Annotated in this window: 14 protein-coding genes; 6 read left to right on the plus strand and 8 right to left on the minus strand. The window is 66.3% G+C overall.

Going from position 1 to position 15,843, the window contains the following annotated elements; translation table 11 throughout:
* Window positions 1-243 precede the first annotated feature (243 nt).
* From ACM9NP_RS00990 to ACM9NP_RS01010, 5 genes are read left to right on the plus strand one after another with little or no spacing between them, the layout of a single operon-like run.
* Window positions 244-888 carry a M15 family metallopeptidase gene (locus ACM9NP_RS00990; protein WP_415644614.1) on the plus strand — a complete coding sequence of 215 codons (645 nt, stop codon included), beginning with the start codon at window positions 244-246 and terminating at the stop codon, window positions 886-888.
* The gene (gene alr, locus ACM9NP_RS00995) at window positions 885-2,066 is read left to right on the plus strand and encodes an alanine racemase (protein WP_415644615.1); all 1,182 of its coding nucleotides are present in this window, start codon (window positions 885-887) and stop codon (window positions 2,064-2,066) included. The genes ACM9NP_RS00990 and alr overlap by 4 nt, the downstream gene beginning before the upstream one ends.
* Window positions 2,050-3,108 carry a D-alanine--D-alanine ligase family protein gene (locus ACM9NP_RS01000; RefSeq protein ID WP_415644616.1) on the plus strand — a complete coding sequence of 353 codons (1,059 nt, stop codon included), beginning with the start codon at window positions 2,050-2,052 and terminating at the stop codon, window positions 3,106-3,108. Before alr ends, ACM9NP_RS01000 begins: the two co-directional genes overlap by 17 nt.
* Window positions 3,095-4,423, plus strand: coding sequence for a sensor histidine kinase (locus ACM9NP_RS01005; protein ID WP_415644617.1), 1,329 nt, complete (start codon window positions 3,095-3,097; stop codon window positions 4,421-4,423). The genes ACM9NP_RS01000 and ACM9NP_RS01005 overlap by 14 nt, the downstream gene beginning before the upstream one ends.
* The gene (locus ACM9NP_RS01010; RefSeq protein ID WP_415644618.1) at window positions 4,420-5,079 is read left to right on the plus strand and encodes a response regulator; all 660 of its coding nucleotides are present in this window, start codon (window positions 4,420-4,422) and stop codon (window positions 5,077-5,079) included. Before ACM9NP_RS01005 ends, ACM9NP_RS01010 begins: the two co-directional genes overlap by 4 nt.
* 44 nt (window positions 5,080-5,123) lie before the next feature.
* Here the strand turns inward: ACM9NP_RS01010 and ACM9NP_RS01015 are convergent, their stop codons facing one another.
* Entirely contained in the window at window positions 5,124-5,645 is a 522-nt protein-coding gene (locus tag ACM9NP_RS01015; protein WP_415644619.1) for a DinB family protein, read from the minus strand.
* Window positions 5,646-5,822: 177 nt separating this feature from the next.
* Window positions 5,823-7,364 carry a serine/threonine-protein kinase gene (locus ACM9NP_RS01020; RefSeq protein WP_415644620.1) on the minus strand — a complete coding sequence of 514 codons (1,542 nt, stop codon included), beginning with the start codon at window positions 7,362-7,364 and terminating at the stop codon, window positions 5,823-5,825.
* 229 nt (window positions 7,365-7,593) lie between these two features.
* Here ACM9NP_RS01020 and ACM9NP_RS01025 point away from each other — a divergent pair, with 229 nt between their 5' ends.
* Entirely contained in the window at window positions 7,594-8,268 is a 675-nt protein-coding gene (locus ACM9NP_RS01025) for a maleylpyruvate isomerase family mycothiol-dependent enzyme (protein ID WP_415644621.1), read from the plus strand.
* Between the two features lie 266 nt (window positions 8,269-8,534).
* Here the strand turns inward: ACM9NP_RS01025 and idi are convergent, their stop codons facing one another.
* The 6 genes from idi to ACM9NP_RS01055 form a co-directional block, all read right to left on the minus strand.
* On the minus strand, window positions 8,535-9,161 hold the full coding sequence (gene idi / locus ACM9NP_RS01030; RefSeq protein WP_415644622.1) for an isopentenyl-diphosphate Delta-isomerase: 627 nt from the start codon (window positions 9,159-9,161) through the stop codon (window positions 8,535-8,537).
* Complete coding sequence (locus tag ACM9NP_RS01035; RefSeq protein ID WP_415644623.1) at window positions 9,158-10,000, minus strand: geranyl diphosphate 2-C-methyltransferase; 843 nt, start codon at window positions 9,998-10,000, stop codon at window positions 9,158-9,160. The genes idi and ACM9NP_RS01035 overlap by 4 nt, the downstream gene beginning before the upstream one ends.
* Window positions 9,997-11,184, minus strand: coding sequence for a family 2 encapsulin nanocompartment cargo protein terpene cyclase (locus tag ACM9NP_RS01040; protein ID WP_415644624.1), 1,188 nt, complete (start codon window positions 11,182-11,184; stop codon window positions 9,997-9,999). The genes ACM9NP_RS01035 and ACM9NP_RS01040 overlap by 4 nt, the downstream gene beginning before the upstream one ends.
* A gap of 5 nt (window positions 11,185-11,189) precedes the next feature.
* Window positions 11,190-12,599: a family 2B encapsulin nanocompartment shell protein gene (locus tag ACM9NP_RS01045; protein WP_415644625.1), complete on the minus strand. Its 1,410-nt coding sequence runs from the start codon at window positions 12,597-12,599 to the stop codon at window positions 11,190-11,192.
* A 1,054-nt stretch (window positions 12,600-13,653) separates the two neighbouring features.
* On the minus strand, window positions 13,654-14,613 hold the full coding sequence (locus ACM9NP_RS01050; protein ID WP_415644626.1) for a peptidoglycan-binding domain-containing protein: 960 nt from the start codon (window positions 14,611-14,613) through the stop codon (window positions 13,654-13,656).
* Between the two features lie 48 nt (window positions 14,614-14,661).
* Window positions 14,662-15,447, minus strand: coding sequence for a peptidoglycan DD-metalloendopeptidase family protein (locus ACM9NP_RS01055; RefSeq protein ID WP_415644627.1), 786 nt, complete (start codon window positions 15,445-15,447; stop codon window positions 14,662-14,664).
* Window positions 15,448-15,843 lie beyond the last annotated feature (396 nt).

A 15,843-nucleotide genomic window follows, 5' to 3' on the forward strand; every position in this document is an offset into this window, starting at 1 on the left:
NTCGCGGTCGGCGGACCTCCGGCGGCGATACCGGCCCACTCATCCGATGGTGCCGCTCGCTTCCACTCGTCCGAATCCGCTGGTCGGAGACCGGAACGGTGGGTCCACCGCCCATCGAACGGCTGACTTCGCACGGCGAACACGGTACTCGACGCCAAGGGTTCGGCACCTCAGATCGAGGTCGGGAGACCGCGCCGCTTCGTACCGTCGAGGCAATCCATCCCGCTCGCCACAGGAGCCGTCGTGACGTTCACCTTGCTCGCCGACCCCGACATCACCCGACTTCCCGTCCTGGACTGCGGTGAACCGCTGGTACGCCTGGCCGATCACGGAATCCGCTGCCTTCCGGGGACGGGAGAGCTCGGTCGCCTGGCCCGGCTCGGGGTCGCGCGTCGACTGAGCGAAGCACAGCAGACGCTGCCGGACGGACTGCGCTTCGTCGTCTCGGAGGGCCATCGTTCGGCCGCAGCGCAGCAGGAGATCATCACCGCGTACACCGCGTTCCTCCAGACCGAACACCCGGATGCGTCAAGGTCCGAACTGGAACGACTGTCGAGCCGGTTCGTGTCCCCGATCGGGGTGGCTCCGCACGTCGCGGGCGCCGCCGTCGACATCACCATCGAGGATTCCACTGGTGAGCAACTGTGGATGGGCACCCCCATCGACGCCACGCCCGAGGCCAGCGACGGCGCGTGTTACACCGAGGCGATCGTCGACGCCGTGGCGCGGCGCAACCGCGACACGCTGACCACGGCGCTCGAATCCGTCGGCTTCGTGAACTATCCGACCGAGTGGTGGCACTTCAGTTACGGCGACCGCTACTGGGCGCACCGCACCGGCGCGGCCCACGCGATCTACGGCCCCTGCGCAGCTCGGCCGACCGAATGAACGGCGCGGTTCTGACGATCGACCTGACGGCGATCGCGTCCAACGCCAGGCGCTTCGGCGCGACATCACCCGGATTCATGGCCGTCGTGAAGGCAGACGGCTTCGGGCACGGAGCGGCGGACGTCGCTCGCACGGCACTCGCCCACGGTGCCTCGCGGCTCGGGGTGACCGGCGTCGGTGAGGCACTCGAGCTGCGAGCGGACGGCATCACCGCGCCGATCCTGAGCTGGTTGAACACGATCGACGCCGACTTCTCCACGGCCGTCGCGGCGGACGTCGAGTTGGCGGTCAACGGCGTCGAGCTCCTCGACCGCGTATCCGAGGCGGCCTCCGCGGTGAACAGAACGGCGCGGGTGCATCTGTTCGCCGACACGGGAATGAACCGCGAGGGCGCCTCCCCCACGGACTGGCCGCGACTGTGCCGACGTGCGGCGACCCTGGAGCGCCGGGGAACCGTTGCGGTGTCCGGGATCATGAGTCACTTGGCCTGCGCTCACGATCCGACGCATCCGGCCAACGTCGAGGCGCTCGCCCGGTTCGACAAGGCGACGCGCGTCGCTCGAGATCGGGGCCTGTCGCCGAGCCTGCGGCACATCGCCGCGACAGCGGCCACTTTGGACATTCCGGGTGCTCGGTTCGACCTGGTGCGCGTCGGCGCGGGCCTGTACGGCATCGACCCGGCTCGGCGGAACCGGCTGCGGCACGCGTTGACTTTGACCGCTCCGGTGGCGACGGTGCGCGACGTCCCACGGGGCACGGCCGTCGGCTATGGACACTCCCACAGCGTCGCCTCGGAGACAAGGCTCGCGCTGCTCCCACTGGGTTACGCCGACGGCATCCCCCCGAGCGCCGCGAACACCGCGCAGGTGCAGGTGTCGGGGCGTCGATGCCCGATCGTCGGGGCGGTGTCGATGGATCAGATCGTCATCGACGTCGGCGATCTGCCGGTTCGTGTCGGCGACACGGCCACCGTCTTCGGTCCCGGAGGAAACGGCGAACCGACCATGACCGAGTGGGCCGACTGGTGCCACACGATCGAGCACGAGCTGATGACCCGGCTCGGCTCGCGGATCACCCGTCGCACCAGACCCGTCCACCCCAGCAATCGACCGGCACGGCACGGCGGCCGCGTCAACACCGTCAACCGCACAGAAGGACGCCATGACAGTCTCTGCTGAACCGATCGACGTGCTCATCCTGACGGGTGGGCAAGGTGCCGAACACGACGTCTCGCTGGCGTCGGCGGCGTCGGTGACCGCGCACCTGGATCCCGCGCGGTACCGACAGACCGCCGTGACGCTCGGCCGCGACGGGCGTTGGTACGACGACACGGGCGACGCGTTCCTTCACCAGGTGGAGGACGTCGTCCGGCTCATGCGTCGTGCCGACGTCGTGTTTCCGTTGATCCACGGGCGAACCGGCGAGGACGGCACGCTGGCGGCGCTGCTCGACCTGAGCGGGACGCCGTACGTCGGTTCCGGTGTCCGTGCCGGCGCGGTGGCGATGGACAAGCACCTGACCAAGCTGCTCGCCGTGGACGCCGGGATCAGCGTCGCTCCGGGTGTTCTTGTGGACAGTGACCGTGAGGGCGCCCGGCTGCCCGACGGGCACGGTCTCCGACCGCCCCTGTTCGTCAAGCCCAACCGCGAGGGCTCCAGTTACGGGGTGACCCGGGTTTCCGCCTGGCACGAGCTCGCGGAGGCGATCGACGTCGCGGCCCGGTTCGATCGGCACGTTCTCGTCGAGGAGCAGATCCGTGGCCGCGAAGTCGACATCGCCGTCTTCACCACGCACGACGGCGAGCGACGGATCAGTCCCCCGTTGGAGATCCTGGTCGGCTCGGCCGAGTTCTTCGACACGGCGGAGAAGTACGACGGCGGCGCGACCTTCGTGGTCCCGGCACCGCTTCCCGTCGGCGCGGCCGCGCGGCTGCGCGAGCACGCCGACCGGCTGTACCGGCTCCTCGGTTGCGCGGGAGTGGCGAGGTTCGACTTCTTCCTTGCCGGTGAGGAGCTCGTTCTCAACGAGGTCAACACGGCGCCGGGTCTGACCGCCGCCTCCCAGGTCCCTCGCATGTTCGCCGCCGACGGCCTGCCCTACTCGGCGTTGCTCGACGCGCTCATCGACGCCGCCATGCCGTGGCCGACGTCCTCCACACCCGTACTGACCAGCGCTGACGTGCGTCCGTACCCTATGGTGCCTATCCGTGGGACACGTTGACGAGATGCCGGTGACGCCGCTGACCGGCGCGCGGTATCAGACGCCGGGCAGTCACGCGGTCCATGGCGCCTTCCCCGGCCCGTCCAACAGCTCCGACGACCCGTCCCCATCCAGGCATGTCGACATCGCGGTCGCGGTCTGCTTCGCGGTGCTGGTGCCGACCGTCGACCCGACGGCGTGGTGGCTACCGCTGTCCCCGGCGAGTCTCAGCGTCCTGCTCGCGATCCTCGTTCCCGCCGTGCTCGCCGTGGCGTGCGCGCGGACGGCGCCCGGCATGGCCATGGCGCTGGTGTGGGCGTCCTCCATCATCCAGGTCTTCACCCTTCGCGACCTGTTCCTGGTGCAACTCGCGGCGCCGATCGTGGCGTACGCGGCGGCCCGCCACGGTTCCCGGCTCATGGTGGCCCTGAGCGGCGTCAGCATCGTCGTCGGAATCCTCGTCGGCGCCGCGTACCTCGTCGGGATTGGCTCATGGGCACTCCTCGATGTGGATGTCATCGGCGCCCCGGGCCGTGATTCCTTCCTGCTCTCCAGGCTGATCCCGTTCGGGTTGAGTCTGGCGGTGCCGTTGGCGACGCCGTGGGTCATCGGCGTCATCGTCCGCTTCGTCAAACAGAAGGACATCGCCGAGCTGCGGCAGCGGGAGGCCCGACACGACGCCGACCAGGCCCGGGAACTCGCTCGGTTGCGGGCGGAGAACGCCAGCCTGGCGAGGGACGTCCACGACATCGTGGGGCACTCCCTGGCGGTGATCATCGCGCAGGCCGACTCGATCGGTTTCACACCCGACGGCGAGGTTCCGCGCATTCGGGAGGCGACCGCCAACATCGCCACCACCGCCCGCCGTTCGCTGATGAACATCCAGGACGTGCTGTCCCGAACCACCGACGCGACCGGTGACATCCCCGTTCACGAAGCCCAAGTGACGGAACTCGTCGACTCCATCAGAGACGCGGGTCGTCTCGTCGAGAGGGACGATCACGGTGCCGCGCGCACAGTCCCCCCGCAGGTCGCGAAGGTGGCATACCGCGTCATGCAGGAGATGCTCACGAACGCGCTACGGCACGCCGCACCGACGTCGCCGATCCGGATCATGCGGGCGTGGACCTACCGCACCTACGCCTTCACCGTGGAGAACGACTTCGATCCGTCCGCCCGAACCGCCGAGAGCGGACGTGGAATAACGGGCATGCGGGAGCGGGTCGCCGCCATCGGTGGCACCCTGCACGTTGAAGTCAATCCGGGAGGCGACGGCCGACCCCGTTTCACGGCTTCGGCGGTGCTTCCGCTGAACCCCGCCGAGGACTCACAATGAACACCATCGCCCCCATCCGAATCGCCCTTGTGGATGATCAGCATCTGTTCCGTTCGGGGCTGACCGTCATCATCGACGCGCAGGACGACATGACCGTCGTCGGACAGGCGGCGGACGGACGCGAAGCACTCGACATGATCGCCGCCACCGATCCCGACGTCGTGCTGATGGACGTCCAGATGAGCCCGATGGACGGCGTCGAGGCGACGCGGCGGCTTTTCCACTCCGGCGCACCGACCCCGTCCCGGCCACGGGTCATCATGCTGACCACCTTCGAGCTGGATCCTCATGCCGCCCAAGCAATCCGGTACGGCGCCGTGGGCTTCCTGCTGAAGGTGAGCACGCCTCAGTTCGTCTGCGAGACGATTCGAACGGTTCACTCGGGCGGGAGCGTGCTGGCGTCCCAGGACCTCACCGCGATCCTGGATCAGGCCCCGCCGACGCCGATACCGCACGCGTACGCACAGCTCACCGAGCGCGAACGGAAGGTGTTCGCGGCCACCGCCGAGGGAATGTCCAACGCCGAGATCGCGGGCAGGCTGTTCCTGTCCGAGTCGACGGTCAAGACTCACATTGGAGCGATCCTGCGCAAACTCGAGTTGCGCGATCGCGTCCAAATGGTCGTCTACGCCTACGAGCACCGCCTCCGCCCATAGCCCCCCGTTACCTGGAGGTCATGGCGACGAGATGGCGCCCCCGGTCATCGGAGTTGGTGATCGGCCCGGCGAAGAATCAGCGCCTGGCCGATCTCCGCGCCGTTCTTCATGAGTTCGACGTTCACCCAGGCGCACTGGTCGGCGACGGTCAAACCCGCCTCCACCGGCCACGGGAACATGGAAACCTCATCGAGGCGATCGGTGGCCGCCACGGCAACCGTCCACGCCCGATGGATGCCCGCGAACCACTCGACGATCGACGCGGCGTCTCCCGGCCACTCGACGTCCTCACGTCGCGGGATCTCGCGCTGTTCCAGGTCGGCGAGTGCCGTGCTCCACCACCAGCCAATGTGCCAGGTCAGCCACGCGACCGTGGGCGCGGGAACGGGATCGGGCTCGACCTCGGCCCAATCGGCGACCCACCTTCCATCCACTTTGCGCATCGTCCAGTGCGTTTCGGCGGGCTCGCGGAACAGATCGTCGTCACGCAGCCGCTGCAGATGGTATTCGAGGAGCCCCCAAGAGGTCGACAGCTGCCTTTCGAGCACCCGTTTCACATCGGCCATCGGCACAACTCCGAAATCGCCATGTGCACCCGCTCAGGTGTCGGCGGCCGCAGTGCGTGGTCGTTCATACCGTCTCCTCATCGACGAACGGAACGCCTGAGGCGTCCGATGTGTCCTAACAGAGGCTGACCGAGTTCGACTCCCGCGTCAACCTTGTTTCCCGACGACGAGACCCGTTCACGTTCCCTGGGTGGTTCGCCACAGCTGAGCGCGATCGTCGACGTCGCAGGACACGGCGGTGACCTCTTCGGACTCGCCCAGGCAGACCTCGGGATCCCGAACACTGCGAACGTGCCACACGTCCACACCGTCCTCGACTCCCACGAACGTGAAGTCCCAGGCATTCGCGTCGTCGACCGTTTCGCACAATGTGGACTGGAGGGCTTCCGCCCGAGGATTCCACATGACGCACCATTCCGTGCTCGTGCCGGGATCGGTGTACGCGATCGCCGTGTGCTCCCCGGCGGGGTCGAACCGGAACGTCTCGTCGGTGGATCCATCACAAAGGCCCATGTGAAGGACCGAGTTGCCGTCCCCGTCGATCGGGAGCAGACAATCCAGACTGGACGCGTTCACGAGAACCGAATCGGCGGGCCGCTCGACGGCCCCGGTCGGCTCGGGAACGGGTGAGTCGTCGGACGACGACCGCCCATCCCGTCCATCGTCGGCGTCCGCACCGTTCGAGGCCGGCCACCACACGATCGCGCTCGCGGTTCCCGCGACGACCGCGACGGCGGCAAGGCCGAACGTGAGCCAGCGGCGCCTCGGTCGGGAACGATCATCAGTGGAAGCCGAACCCGGAACTGGAACCGGCTGCGGTATCGGTGCGATCGCCGTTGGTGTGACGGGCAGCGGGACCGTGATCCGGCGGTAGTCCGCACCGGGATCCCTGCGTCGGCCCAGGACGGACTCGCACGCTCGAGCGAACCCCGAGGCGTCCGGAAAACGATCACGAGCGTCCTTTTCGAGAGCCCTGGCGACCAGGTCGGCCACGGCGGACGGGATGCCTCCGGGCAGCGCGGGCGGCGCGTCGTTCAAGTGCCCCGCGATGACGGCCGCAGGACTGGATCGGTCGAACGGCGCGGCCCCGGCCAGGCACTCGTAGGCGATCACGCCCAGGGAGTACAGGTCGGACGCCCCCGTGAGCGCTTGCCCCTGAAGCTGTTCCGGGGACGCGTAGGTGACCGTGCACATGACCGCTCCGGTCGTCGTCAACGAAGCGTCCCCTTGCTTTCGAGCGATTCCGAAGTCGACGATCGTGGCGGAGCCGTCGCGGTGGACCAAAATGTTGTCCGGCTTGATGTCTCGGTGAACGACACCCGACGCGTGCGCCGCCGCGAGCGCCTCGGCGACGCTACCGATGACGCTGAACGTCTCCTCGACCGTCAACGGCGCGAACTCGTCGAGGATCGATGACAGGGACCGTCCTGAGACGTACTCCATGACGAGATAGGACGTCATCACCCCGTCCGGGGAGCGCTCCTCGCAAATGTCGAACAGGTCCACTATGCCGGGATGCCGCAACGCGGCGACGGTCCTGGCCTCCCGCTGGAAACGATCGCGGAACGCGTCCTGAGCGGCGAGGTTCGGATGGAGCGTCTTGATCGCGACGTCACGATGAAGCAGGGTGTCGTCGGCCTTCCAGACCTCGCCCATGCCACCGGCACCGAGCCGGTTCAACAAACGATAGCGACCACCGAGCACGCGAGTTCCATCCACCGAGAAGGTCTCTTTCAATCCGGCCGTCCGAGACGACAACGATGCCGCCGCACAGTACCTTTCCACCGCAAACCTTCCGCCGGATCCATAAGCGAATGCGGGGGCGGAATGTCGAGCCCGAACCACGACCGGCGACACTCGACTTCCCGGGGCGGTCAGGCCTGGGGTCTCGGCCGCCGTACTTCGCGGACTCGGCGGTTCCGTCGGTGGGTGCTGGCACACTGGGCTGATGGCCAGATCGAGCGATCCCTCACGCAGGAACCCATTCGACGTCCGTGCCGCCACCCAGACCGAACGAGTCGCCTTGGCCAACCGCCTCGACTCCCTGACCGACGCGCAGTGGGCACAGCCTTCGCTGTGCGGCGACTGGTCCGTGGAGCAGGTCGTCGCTCACCTCACGGCCGCCGCGTCATCGGGCCCGCTGCGATGGATGGGCAGTGTCATCCGTGCCCGGTTCGACTTCGACGAGCACAACGCCCGCCGCATGGTCGAGCAACGAGGTGCCACACCCGCGGAGACGCTGGCGAAGTTCCACAACATCCTCACGAGCACGACCTCCCCGTTCGGGCCGTCCGAGGCGTGGTTGGGTGAAGTCGTCGTGCACAGTCAGGACATCCTTCGCCCGCTGGGAATCGCGTACACGCCGCCCATCGTCATGACCACGCATCTGGCCCGGTTCCTCGCCCGGACCAACTTCACCGTCGCCAGCAAGAAGGCGATCCACGGCCTTCACCTCGAAGCCGTCGACGGCCCGTTCTCCACCGGCGTGGGACCACAGGTGAGCGGCCCGACGATCGCGCTCGTCATGGCCATGGCGGGCCGCGAGACGTACTGCGACGACCTCACCGGCCCCGGCGTGGACACACTCCGCGCCAGATCCCAGGCCGCCGGCCCACGATCCTGAGCCACGTTTCGGCCGAGCAAGCGCTCGTTTACCCACGGTTTTGTGACTGCTTGCTCGGAGACCGCCAGGATTCAGACATAGCACAGTGGATTGATCTCCGTGGTAGTGCGGCGGTTCCACGATCGGTACCGACGTCTGACGCCGCGAAGCGTAGGGGCCCGGGCCGTCGAAACAGCCACCGCCACCGGAGCCGCCAATGCGAGCCCCACGCCAGGGGGAGTACCCCTGGCGTGGGAATGCGTGCTGTGTCTAATCTCGACTGTTCGTCACTCGCTGGTCAAGCGGGCGGCGGGCGGCAGTTCCGCCTGAGCGGCCACCTGCCAGTCGTCGGGACCACCCGCCAACTCGGTGAGCGCCCGCATTTGTTCGGCACACCATGGCGAGACGGTGAACTCGTCGGAGAACACGGCACCGACGAAGTCGTCCCAGTGAATCCATCGCGTCTCGGACACCTCGTCGAGTCGCGGTGTCGGTTCCATCTCGGTCCGCACCCGGTACACCGGGCACAGCTCGTTCTCCACGACACCGTTCGACATCTCGGCACGGTATCGGAACCGGGGAAGCACCAGGTCGATCGCCGTCGCGGTCAACCCCAACTCGTCACCCAACCGCCTGGCGACTGCGGACGGGAGCGGTTCACCCGGCAGTGGATGGCCGCAGCAGCTGTTCGTCCAGACATTCGGCCAGGTCCGCTTCGTCGCGGCCCGCCGGGTCAACAACAACTCCCTGCGCGAGTTGAAGACATACGCGGAGAACGCCAGATGAAGCGGTGTGTCTCGATGATGGACGGTCGACTTGTCGGCGGTCCCGATTCGACCCCCGTCCGAGTCAAGGAGGACGACCTCTTCGACCGCCGTCGCGTCGAGACGCTGAGCGCCGCCGTTCCAGCTCATACCCGGTCCGCGACGATCATCAGGTAGTGGAAGCTCCCCTCCCGGTACGCGGTCAGGAAGGCCTCCTCGATGCCCGTGGCCACCGACGACTTCGCCCGCAACTCCCAGTACGGAATCGTCGACGCGGTCAGGTCGACGACGCTGATCGGGACCAGGTTGTTCGCCGCGAGCGCCCCGAAGTAGTCGCTGCGCGGGTGAATGTTGCAGGTGTAGTGCTCGTCGATCTTGCTGACCGCCTTCGACCGACCTCCGGTGACGTCGTTGGAGCAGCCGGTGATGCACACGTACCGACCACCGCGCGCGAGCTGCCTGCCGTGCTCGGCGAAAAGGTCGTACAGGTTGACGTACATCGTCGACTCGTTGTTCCAGATGCCGCGTCGCGAGCCGGTTTCGAAGCCGGTGTCCAGCATGTTGCGGAAGTGGTACCGCACTGAATCGTCCACGCCGCGCAGCCGCGCCTGCTCATTGGCGAACGCCGCCTGCGTCTCGGAGATCGTCACTCCGTCCACCTGGCAACCGAACCGGGCGTTGGCCATGATGCTCGAGCCGCCGCGGCCACAACCGGCGTCGAGCAGTTTGTCCTGAGGTCCGACGTCACCGAACTGGTCGAGCAGCACGTTCGCCTGCGCGGTCTCCAGGCGGTGCATCTCCGCGATGACCGCGTCGTCCCCTCTGGTCAACACGCTCGGGTCGTAGTCACCGAGGCCGTAGTGGTGGTGGTACAGGCCGTCGACGTCACCCAGCCGCAGGTTCACCGGGTCCTGCTCGTTGTTCCAGTAGTCGGCGACCGACCTCTGGTAGTCGCTGCGCAGGACGAGAGGCTTGGTCGAGGTGGTCATTGTTGTTTCCCTTCGGTTGTTGCTTCGTTGCGATAGCGGGCGGTCGTCGCATGCCATTCACGACTGCCGCCCAGCCACGCCCATGTGTCTGCGAAGAATCTCCGCAGGGTCGGAGTACCCACTGCGGACAACGCGGCGGCTTCGGCCACGAACGTCCGCATCAGTTCATTGTGGATCTCCACGGTGCGTTTGAGCGCCTCCTTGTGCGAGCAGCCCTCTTCGGCCGCGATCACGCGCGGAAGGTTGTAATCGTTCTCGGATTCGAAGTCGGCCGAGTACAGGTCGTTCAGCAGCACGTTGGCGGCACCGGCCATGGTGAACGCGCGACGGACCCTCGGGTCGTAGAACTCCGTCGACGACAGCTCGTAGCCGGCCAGGACGTCGACGAGGATCATCGGTGGCAGGTAACTGTTCAGATGCCTCTGAACCAGGTACTCCCACACCGGCGGCGTCCGGCGGTTCGCGTTCCAGTCGGCTTCCTGATTCCATGCCACGAACAAGATCGACATCTGGTGCTGGAACCGCGCGAGCTGCGCCGTCGACGTGTATCGAACCAGGTGCCGCATGGCGCTGCGGAAGGCCTTGGCGATCGGTTCGACCTCCCGGAATTCGTCCAATTGCGACGAATACGGCTCCAGCAGCGGCGCCGGGTCGACCACCGCGTGCAGCAATGCCAACCGTGATCCGACCACGCGTGGATCAGCCCCGAGATCCACCTCGTCGACGTAGTAGTCGTCGGCCGCCCATTCGGCCACCACGCACTTTGCCGCGGCGAGCAGCCTATCCGGGTCGTCAGTGGCCGGGTGGGTGAGCATGATCAGCCGACCGAAGTCGCAGGACCGCAGTCGATCCAGCCGCCCCGGATAGATGCCCACCTCCTCGGCCCAGGCGACCAGCCGGTCGTTGACCTCCTTGCCCAGCGCCGGATCGTCCCGCAACGGACCGGGACAGAACAGTTCCGGCATGTCGTCGCCGGACTCTCCGTCCTTCGTGGTCTCCGGCTCGGCCAGGAGCGCGGGGAATCGCAGTGCGGAAGTGCCGATGCCGCCGATGAATCCACGTACGGCCGAGGCCAGCGGCGGCCGCCCCGTCTCTTCGATGACCTTCGCCAGGTCGACGCTGGGTGCGGACGAGGTGTCGGCGAGCAGTATTGCGGTGAGCGCGGCCGCGTCGTCGATAGCCATTACCGTCAGTTCGACAGCTCGACGGCGTCCAGCACACCGAGTGCGTCCGGGACCAGCACCGCTGCGGAGAAGTAGACGCTGACGAGGTAGGACATGATCGCCTGCTCGCTGACGCCCATGAACCGCACGTTCAAACTCGGCTGGTATTCGTCCGGGATTCCGGTCTGGTGGAGGCCGATGACGCCCTGGTCCTCTTCGCCGGTGCGCATGGCGAGGATCGACGTCGTGTTGCGGTCGGAAATCGGCAGCTTTCCGCACGGGTAGATCGGTACCCCGCGCCACGCCGGGACATGACTTCCGTCCACTTCGACCGGTGTCGGGTAGATGCCGCGCGCGGTGCATTCCCGGGAGAAGGCGGCGATCGCCTTGGGATGTGCGAGGAAGAACTTCGTACGACGACGCATGCTGAGCAGCTCGTCGAAGTCGTCGGGAGTCGGCGGGCCGGTCCGCGTGTTGATGCGCTGCTTGAGATCCGCGTTGTGCAGCAAACCGAACTCGCGGTTGTTGACCAGCTGGTTCTCCTGCCGCTCGCGCAACGCCTCGACGGTCAGTCGCAGCTGCTGCTCGAGCTGGTTCATCGGGTCGTTGAACAGGTCCGCCACCCTGCTGTGGACCCGGAGGACGGTCTGCGCGACGCTGAGCTCGTACTCTCGCGGCGCCGTGTCGTAGTCGACGTAGGTTCCGGGGAGGACCGGTTCGCCGACGTGCCCCGACGAGATCGCGATCTCCGCTTCGCCCTTTCGGTTCTGCGGCTGGCGAATCCGATCCTTGGCATTCTCGACCGCCGCGCTCAGCGCGTCGGACCGATCCACCAGTTCCTCGAATGCCCGTCGAGGCAGTTCGAGCACCGTCACGCTGGTCATCGCCTTGGCGGTGAACTCCCAGGTGCCGTCCGGGTCGATGAGCGCACTCTCGCCGAAGAACTCGCCGTCGGCGAGCACCCCAGTCTGGACGGTGCCGCCGTAGGCGCCCTCCGCGAGTTTGCTGACCTTGCCGCGTGCGATCAGGTACACGTTGTCGCACCGTGAACCGGACTCGACGATGACTTGGTCGGGTTCGAACTCGTGCTGGGTGAACCGCTCGGCGATGGCGCCGAGCGTCTCGGGGTCCTCGACGTCACGCAGCAGCGCCAGCTCACGCAGCTCGGCCGGTACGACGTCGATGTCGGAGCCGACGTTGGTGAAGGTCACCAATCCGTCGCCCACGAGGTAGCTCAGTCGGCGGTTGACGCGGTACGTCCCGCCGGACACCTGCACCCATGGCAGCTTGCGCAGCAGCCATCGTGAGGATATCGCCTGCATCTGGGGCACGGACTTGGTCGTGGTCGCGAGGTTTCGCGCCGCGGCCGTGCCCAGTGCCAGTTGTGGATTCTCGTCGTTCTGCGTTCCGGGTTCAGGCGGTCCTGTCACCGTCACTGCATCCCACCGTCCATTCGCATAGTTGGGTAAGCCGCCGATAACGGTATCAATCGCCCATACAGATAGAAATCACCCAAACGAGTGACTTTCAGTGTTTCAAGATCAACTCAAAGTGATCATCTGTTAAGTCAGACCGACCAGCGTTCGGTCGCCAGCGCGTCGGCGCGGTCGAAACGACACCCAAAGGCCGCCCGCGAACGCCGAACCGCCACGACTCAACCGGATCGGTGATCGTCCAATTAGACAGTCTTATGAGTTATGGCCACAGAGGACGCGCTCGGCCCGAACATGGCCGTCTCGCGATCGTCGCCAATGGCGCCACGACCCCGGTGCTCCACGCACCCCACAGACGGATTCACCAGAATCAAAGTGGACGAGTGTGAAGCCTTTGATGGTCAGGGTTCTCACCATCAACCGAGCGGCAAATGCAGCAGAGCGTCCTGCCAGGATGTCAACCACGGCTCCACATGCATCAGAGCGTCCACAACAGAGTGCCGAACGAGATCCCCACGCCGCGGCTGCCTCCGACTGCCTCCGCCCCCTAGGCTCGTGAAATCAGCTTGACGGCCTCGGCTTCGGTCTCCGATCCAACCCCCGGAGTCTTTGCCAACGATCTGGGTCCGCGGGAGCTCAGAAGGTAAACCCCGACCAGGAACTCGCCGCAACCCGCGAAGACGATGCCAAGGCTTCCGCCTTGGAGAAACGTTCGAACGACCATGGACCCCGGACAGTAAGTCCACAGTGTTCGAAATGGCGCCCCGCACCTTCCTCCATGTCGGTGCGAATGATGAGACGCATCCGACTGAAACCGTTGGCGCCGATTGAAAGTCCATGCCGGTCCCAAATCCACTATCGATAGTCCACGGTGCCCGGTTCGAGCCAGGAGACAGATGCATCCTTGCGACTGTGTAGCGCTTCTGGGGTGAGAACATCGACCGAGTGGCCGTTCGCATCCGGATCATCGTCACTGGTCGGACGGCGGGGCGAATGCTCAGCACAGGCCGCAACGGCCCGGACGNNATCCCCGGCCCGGGCGGGTCGACAGTGGCGATCAGCGGGACAGGAGTGCGCGCCAGGTCTGTGGGCCGACGACGCCGTCGACCGTGAGACCCGCTTGTCGCTGGAAGTTCCGAACGGCCGTGGTGGTCAGGCTGCCGAAGTCCCCGTCGACGGCGAGTGACGCACCGAGGTGGTTGAGCTGTGTCTGCACGGCCTTCACCGCGCTGCCGTTCGATCCTTGCGACACGGTGACGATCAGGGCGGACCACGTCTGTGGCCCGACGACACCGTCGACTGCCAAGCCCTTGGAGGATTGGAACGCCTTGACCGAGGTGTTGGTGGCGGGACCGAACTGTCCGTCGGCCGTCGTCGCGTGACCTCTCGCGCTCAGGAGGTACTGCCCGGCGGTCACGTCGGCACCGGTGCTGCCGACCCGGATTGTCGGCCACGACTGTCCCGGCGGTGGGGTCCCTCCGCTGGCCTCGGCGATCAGCGCGCGAGCCTTGCTCTCGGCCTGGTCGTATCGCTCGGGGTACGCTGAGCGTTGGACGCTCTGCGCCAGTCGTCCGGCCGTGTAGCCGGGGTTGTTGCGGTCGTTGGGGATCGCCTGGTCGAGGAACTTGTTGGTGGCGTGGGCGACGTCCAGGCACAGCGATGCCGGGGTGCACCAGCCTTGGCTGGGGCGCTGCTGGAACACGCCGAGCGAGTCGCGGTCACCGCAGTTGAGGTTCTGCATGTGCGACTCGACCCAACCTGCCTCGAACATCGCGAGCATGACCTTGCTGGTGACGCCGCGGCTCTGCCCGATGGAGTAGAGCTGCCGAATGATGGCCGGATCATGATTCGGAGGAACGGTGCATTGGATGCCGAGCCGTTCGGCGTTGGCTTCGTGGCTCGACACAACCGGCGTGGGTTCGGCTGTCGCGGTAGAAGTGCCGAGCCCGAATGCGACGGCTGCCGCCGCGATGACCGTGATGACACGGAGACGGCGTCCGCCGCTACGAAATGACATGGTCGATTCCCTCCAAAAGCTACAGTGGAGTTCCACTATGGTCTATTATCAGCCGTTGCGACTGACGGGGGCGAGGCCGGTCGGGTAGCTCGTCCCACGTTCGACGGAGTTCGGTATCTCGCGGCTGATGTGGCTGTTGCAGTAGACGATGTTCCAGTGCAGGTGCGGGCCGGTCACGTTTCCCGTGGCACCGGATGTTCCGATCTGCTGCCCTTGGGCGACATGCTGTCCGGTGTTGATGATCGTGGAGTTGAGGTGGGCGTACTGGCTGCATCGGTTGTTGCCGTGGTCGATGAGCGCCATGATGCCTCCACCGTTCGTCCAACCTTCGAAGTAGACGGTCCCTGCGGCAGAGGCCACGATCGGCGTGCCCGTGGGCATCGCGAAGTCGACGGCGTGCCGGTTGTAATCGTCGTTGTGGGAGAAGCCGCTTCCGGGTGTCTGAGTGATCGTGTGAGCGGTTCCCGCTCGGTAGGGCAGTTTGAACGGAGCTCCGCCGGACGAACACGCCGGCACGACGGGGCCGTTCGAACCGGTCTCCAGGAAGCCGTCGCTGACCCACCCTCCGGCGGGGAGCTTGTTCCAGATGTTCGTGAGGCCGCCGATGCCGTCGACGGTGTCACCGTGGGCGTAGCACGAGATCGTCACACGACTGCCGTTGGCGAGACTGCCGACGACGGACGCGCTGACGCTCGGTGTCGAGCGGACGTTCAAGGGAAGGCCGCTCGGAACCGAAACGGTGACGGTGGCATCGGCATGGGCGGGACTTGCCGGGATCACGATCGCCAGTGTGGAGAGAAGGAGAACCAGTCCGGCTCTCACGATGCGACGCATGGGCGCCTCCTTGGGCTGCGAGGTGCTGCGACGGCCCGACGGGGCTTCGCCGAACCAGAAATACGCATGTCAATGCGTAGATGCCTGACGGCGACGGGTGGCCTTGGGTGATCACGAACCGTACGCGCAGCCGAGTCCTCCCGACGTCGTCGCGCGTGATCCTATGCAGGTCAGCGTGAAGCAGCCGTGAAGTCGGCTACCACTAGCTATCGATGTCCTTGAATGGCGTCCGAACGCTTTCGACTGTGGACCTGCTGAGTGCCAACAGAAGTGGCGATGCGGCAAACGCATAGAGATCGTCCGACGCAGAACGAGGACGTAGTGAAGGAAGGGTGCATTCATGACCATTATGGTCGTTCATGAGATACGCGGCTGTTGGGCGCGAGCCAAGCGCGC

It is taken from the genome of Stackebrandtia soli (genome assembly GCF_965137155.1).
GTDB lineage: Bacteria > Actinomycetota > Actinomycetes > Mycobacteriales > Micromonosporaceae > Stackebrandtia > Stackebrandtia soli.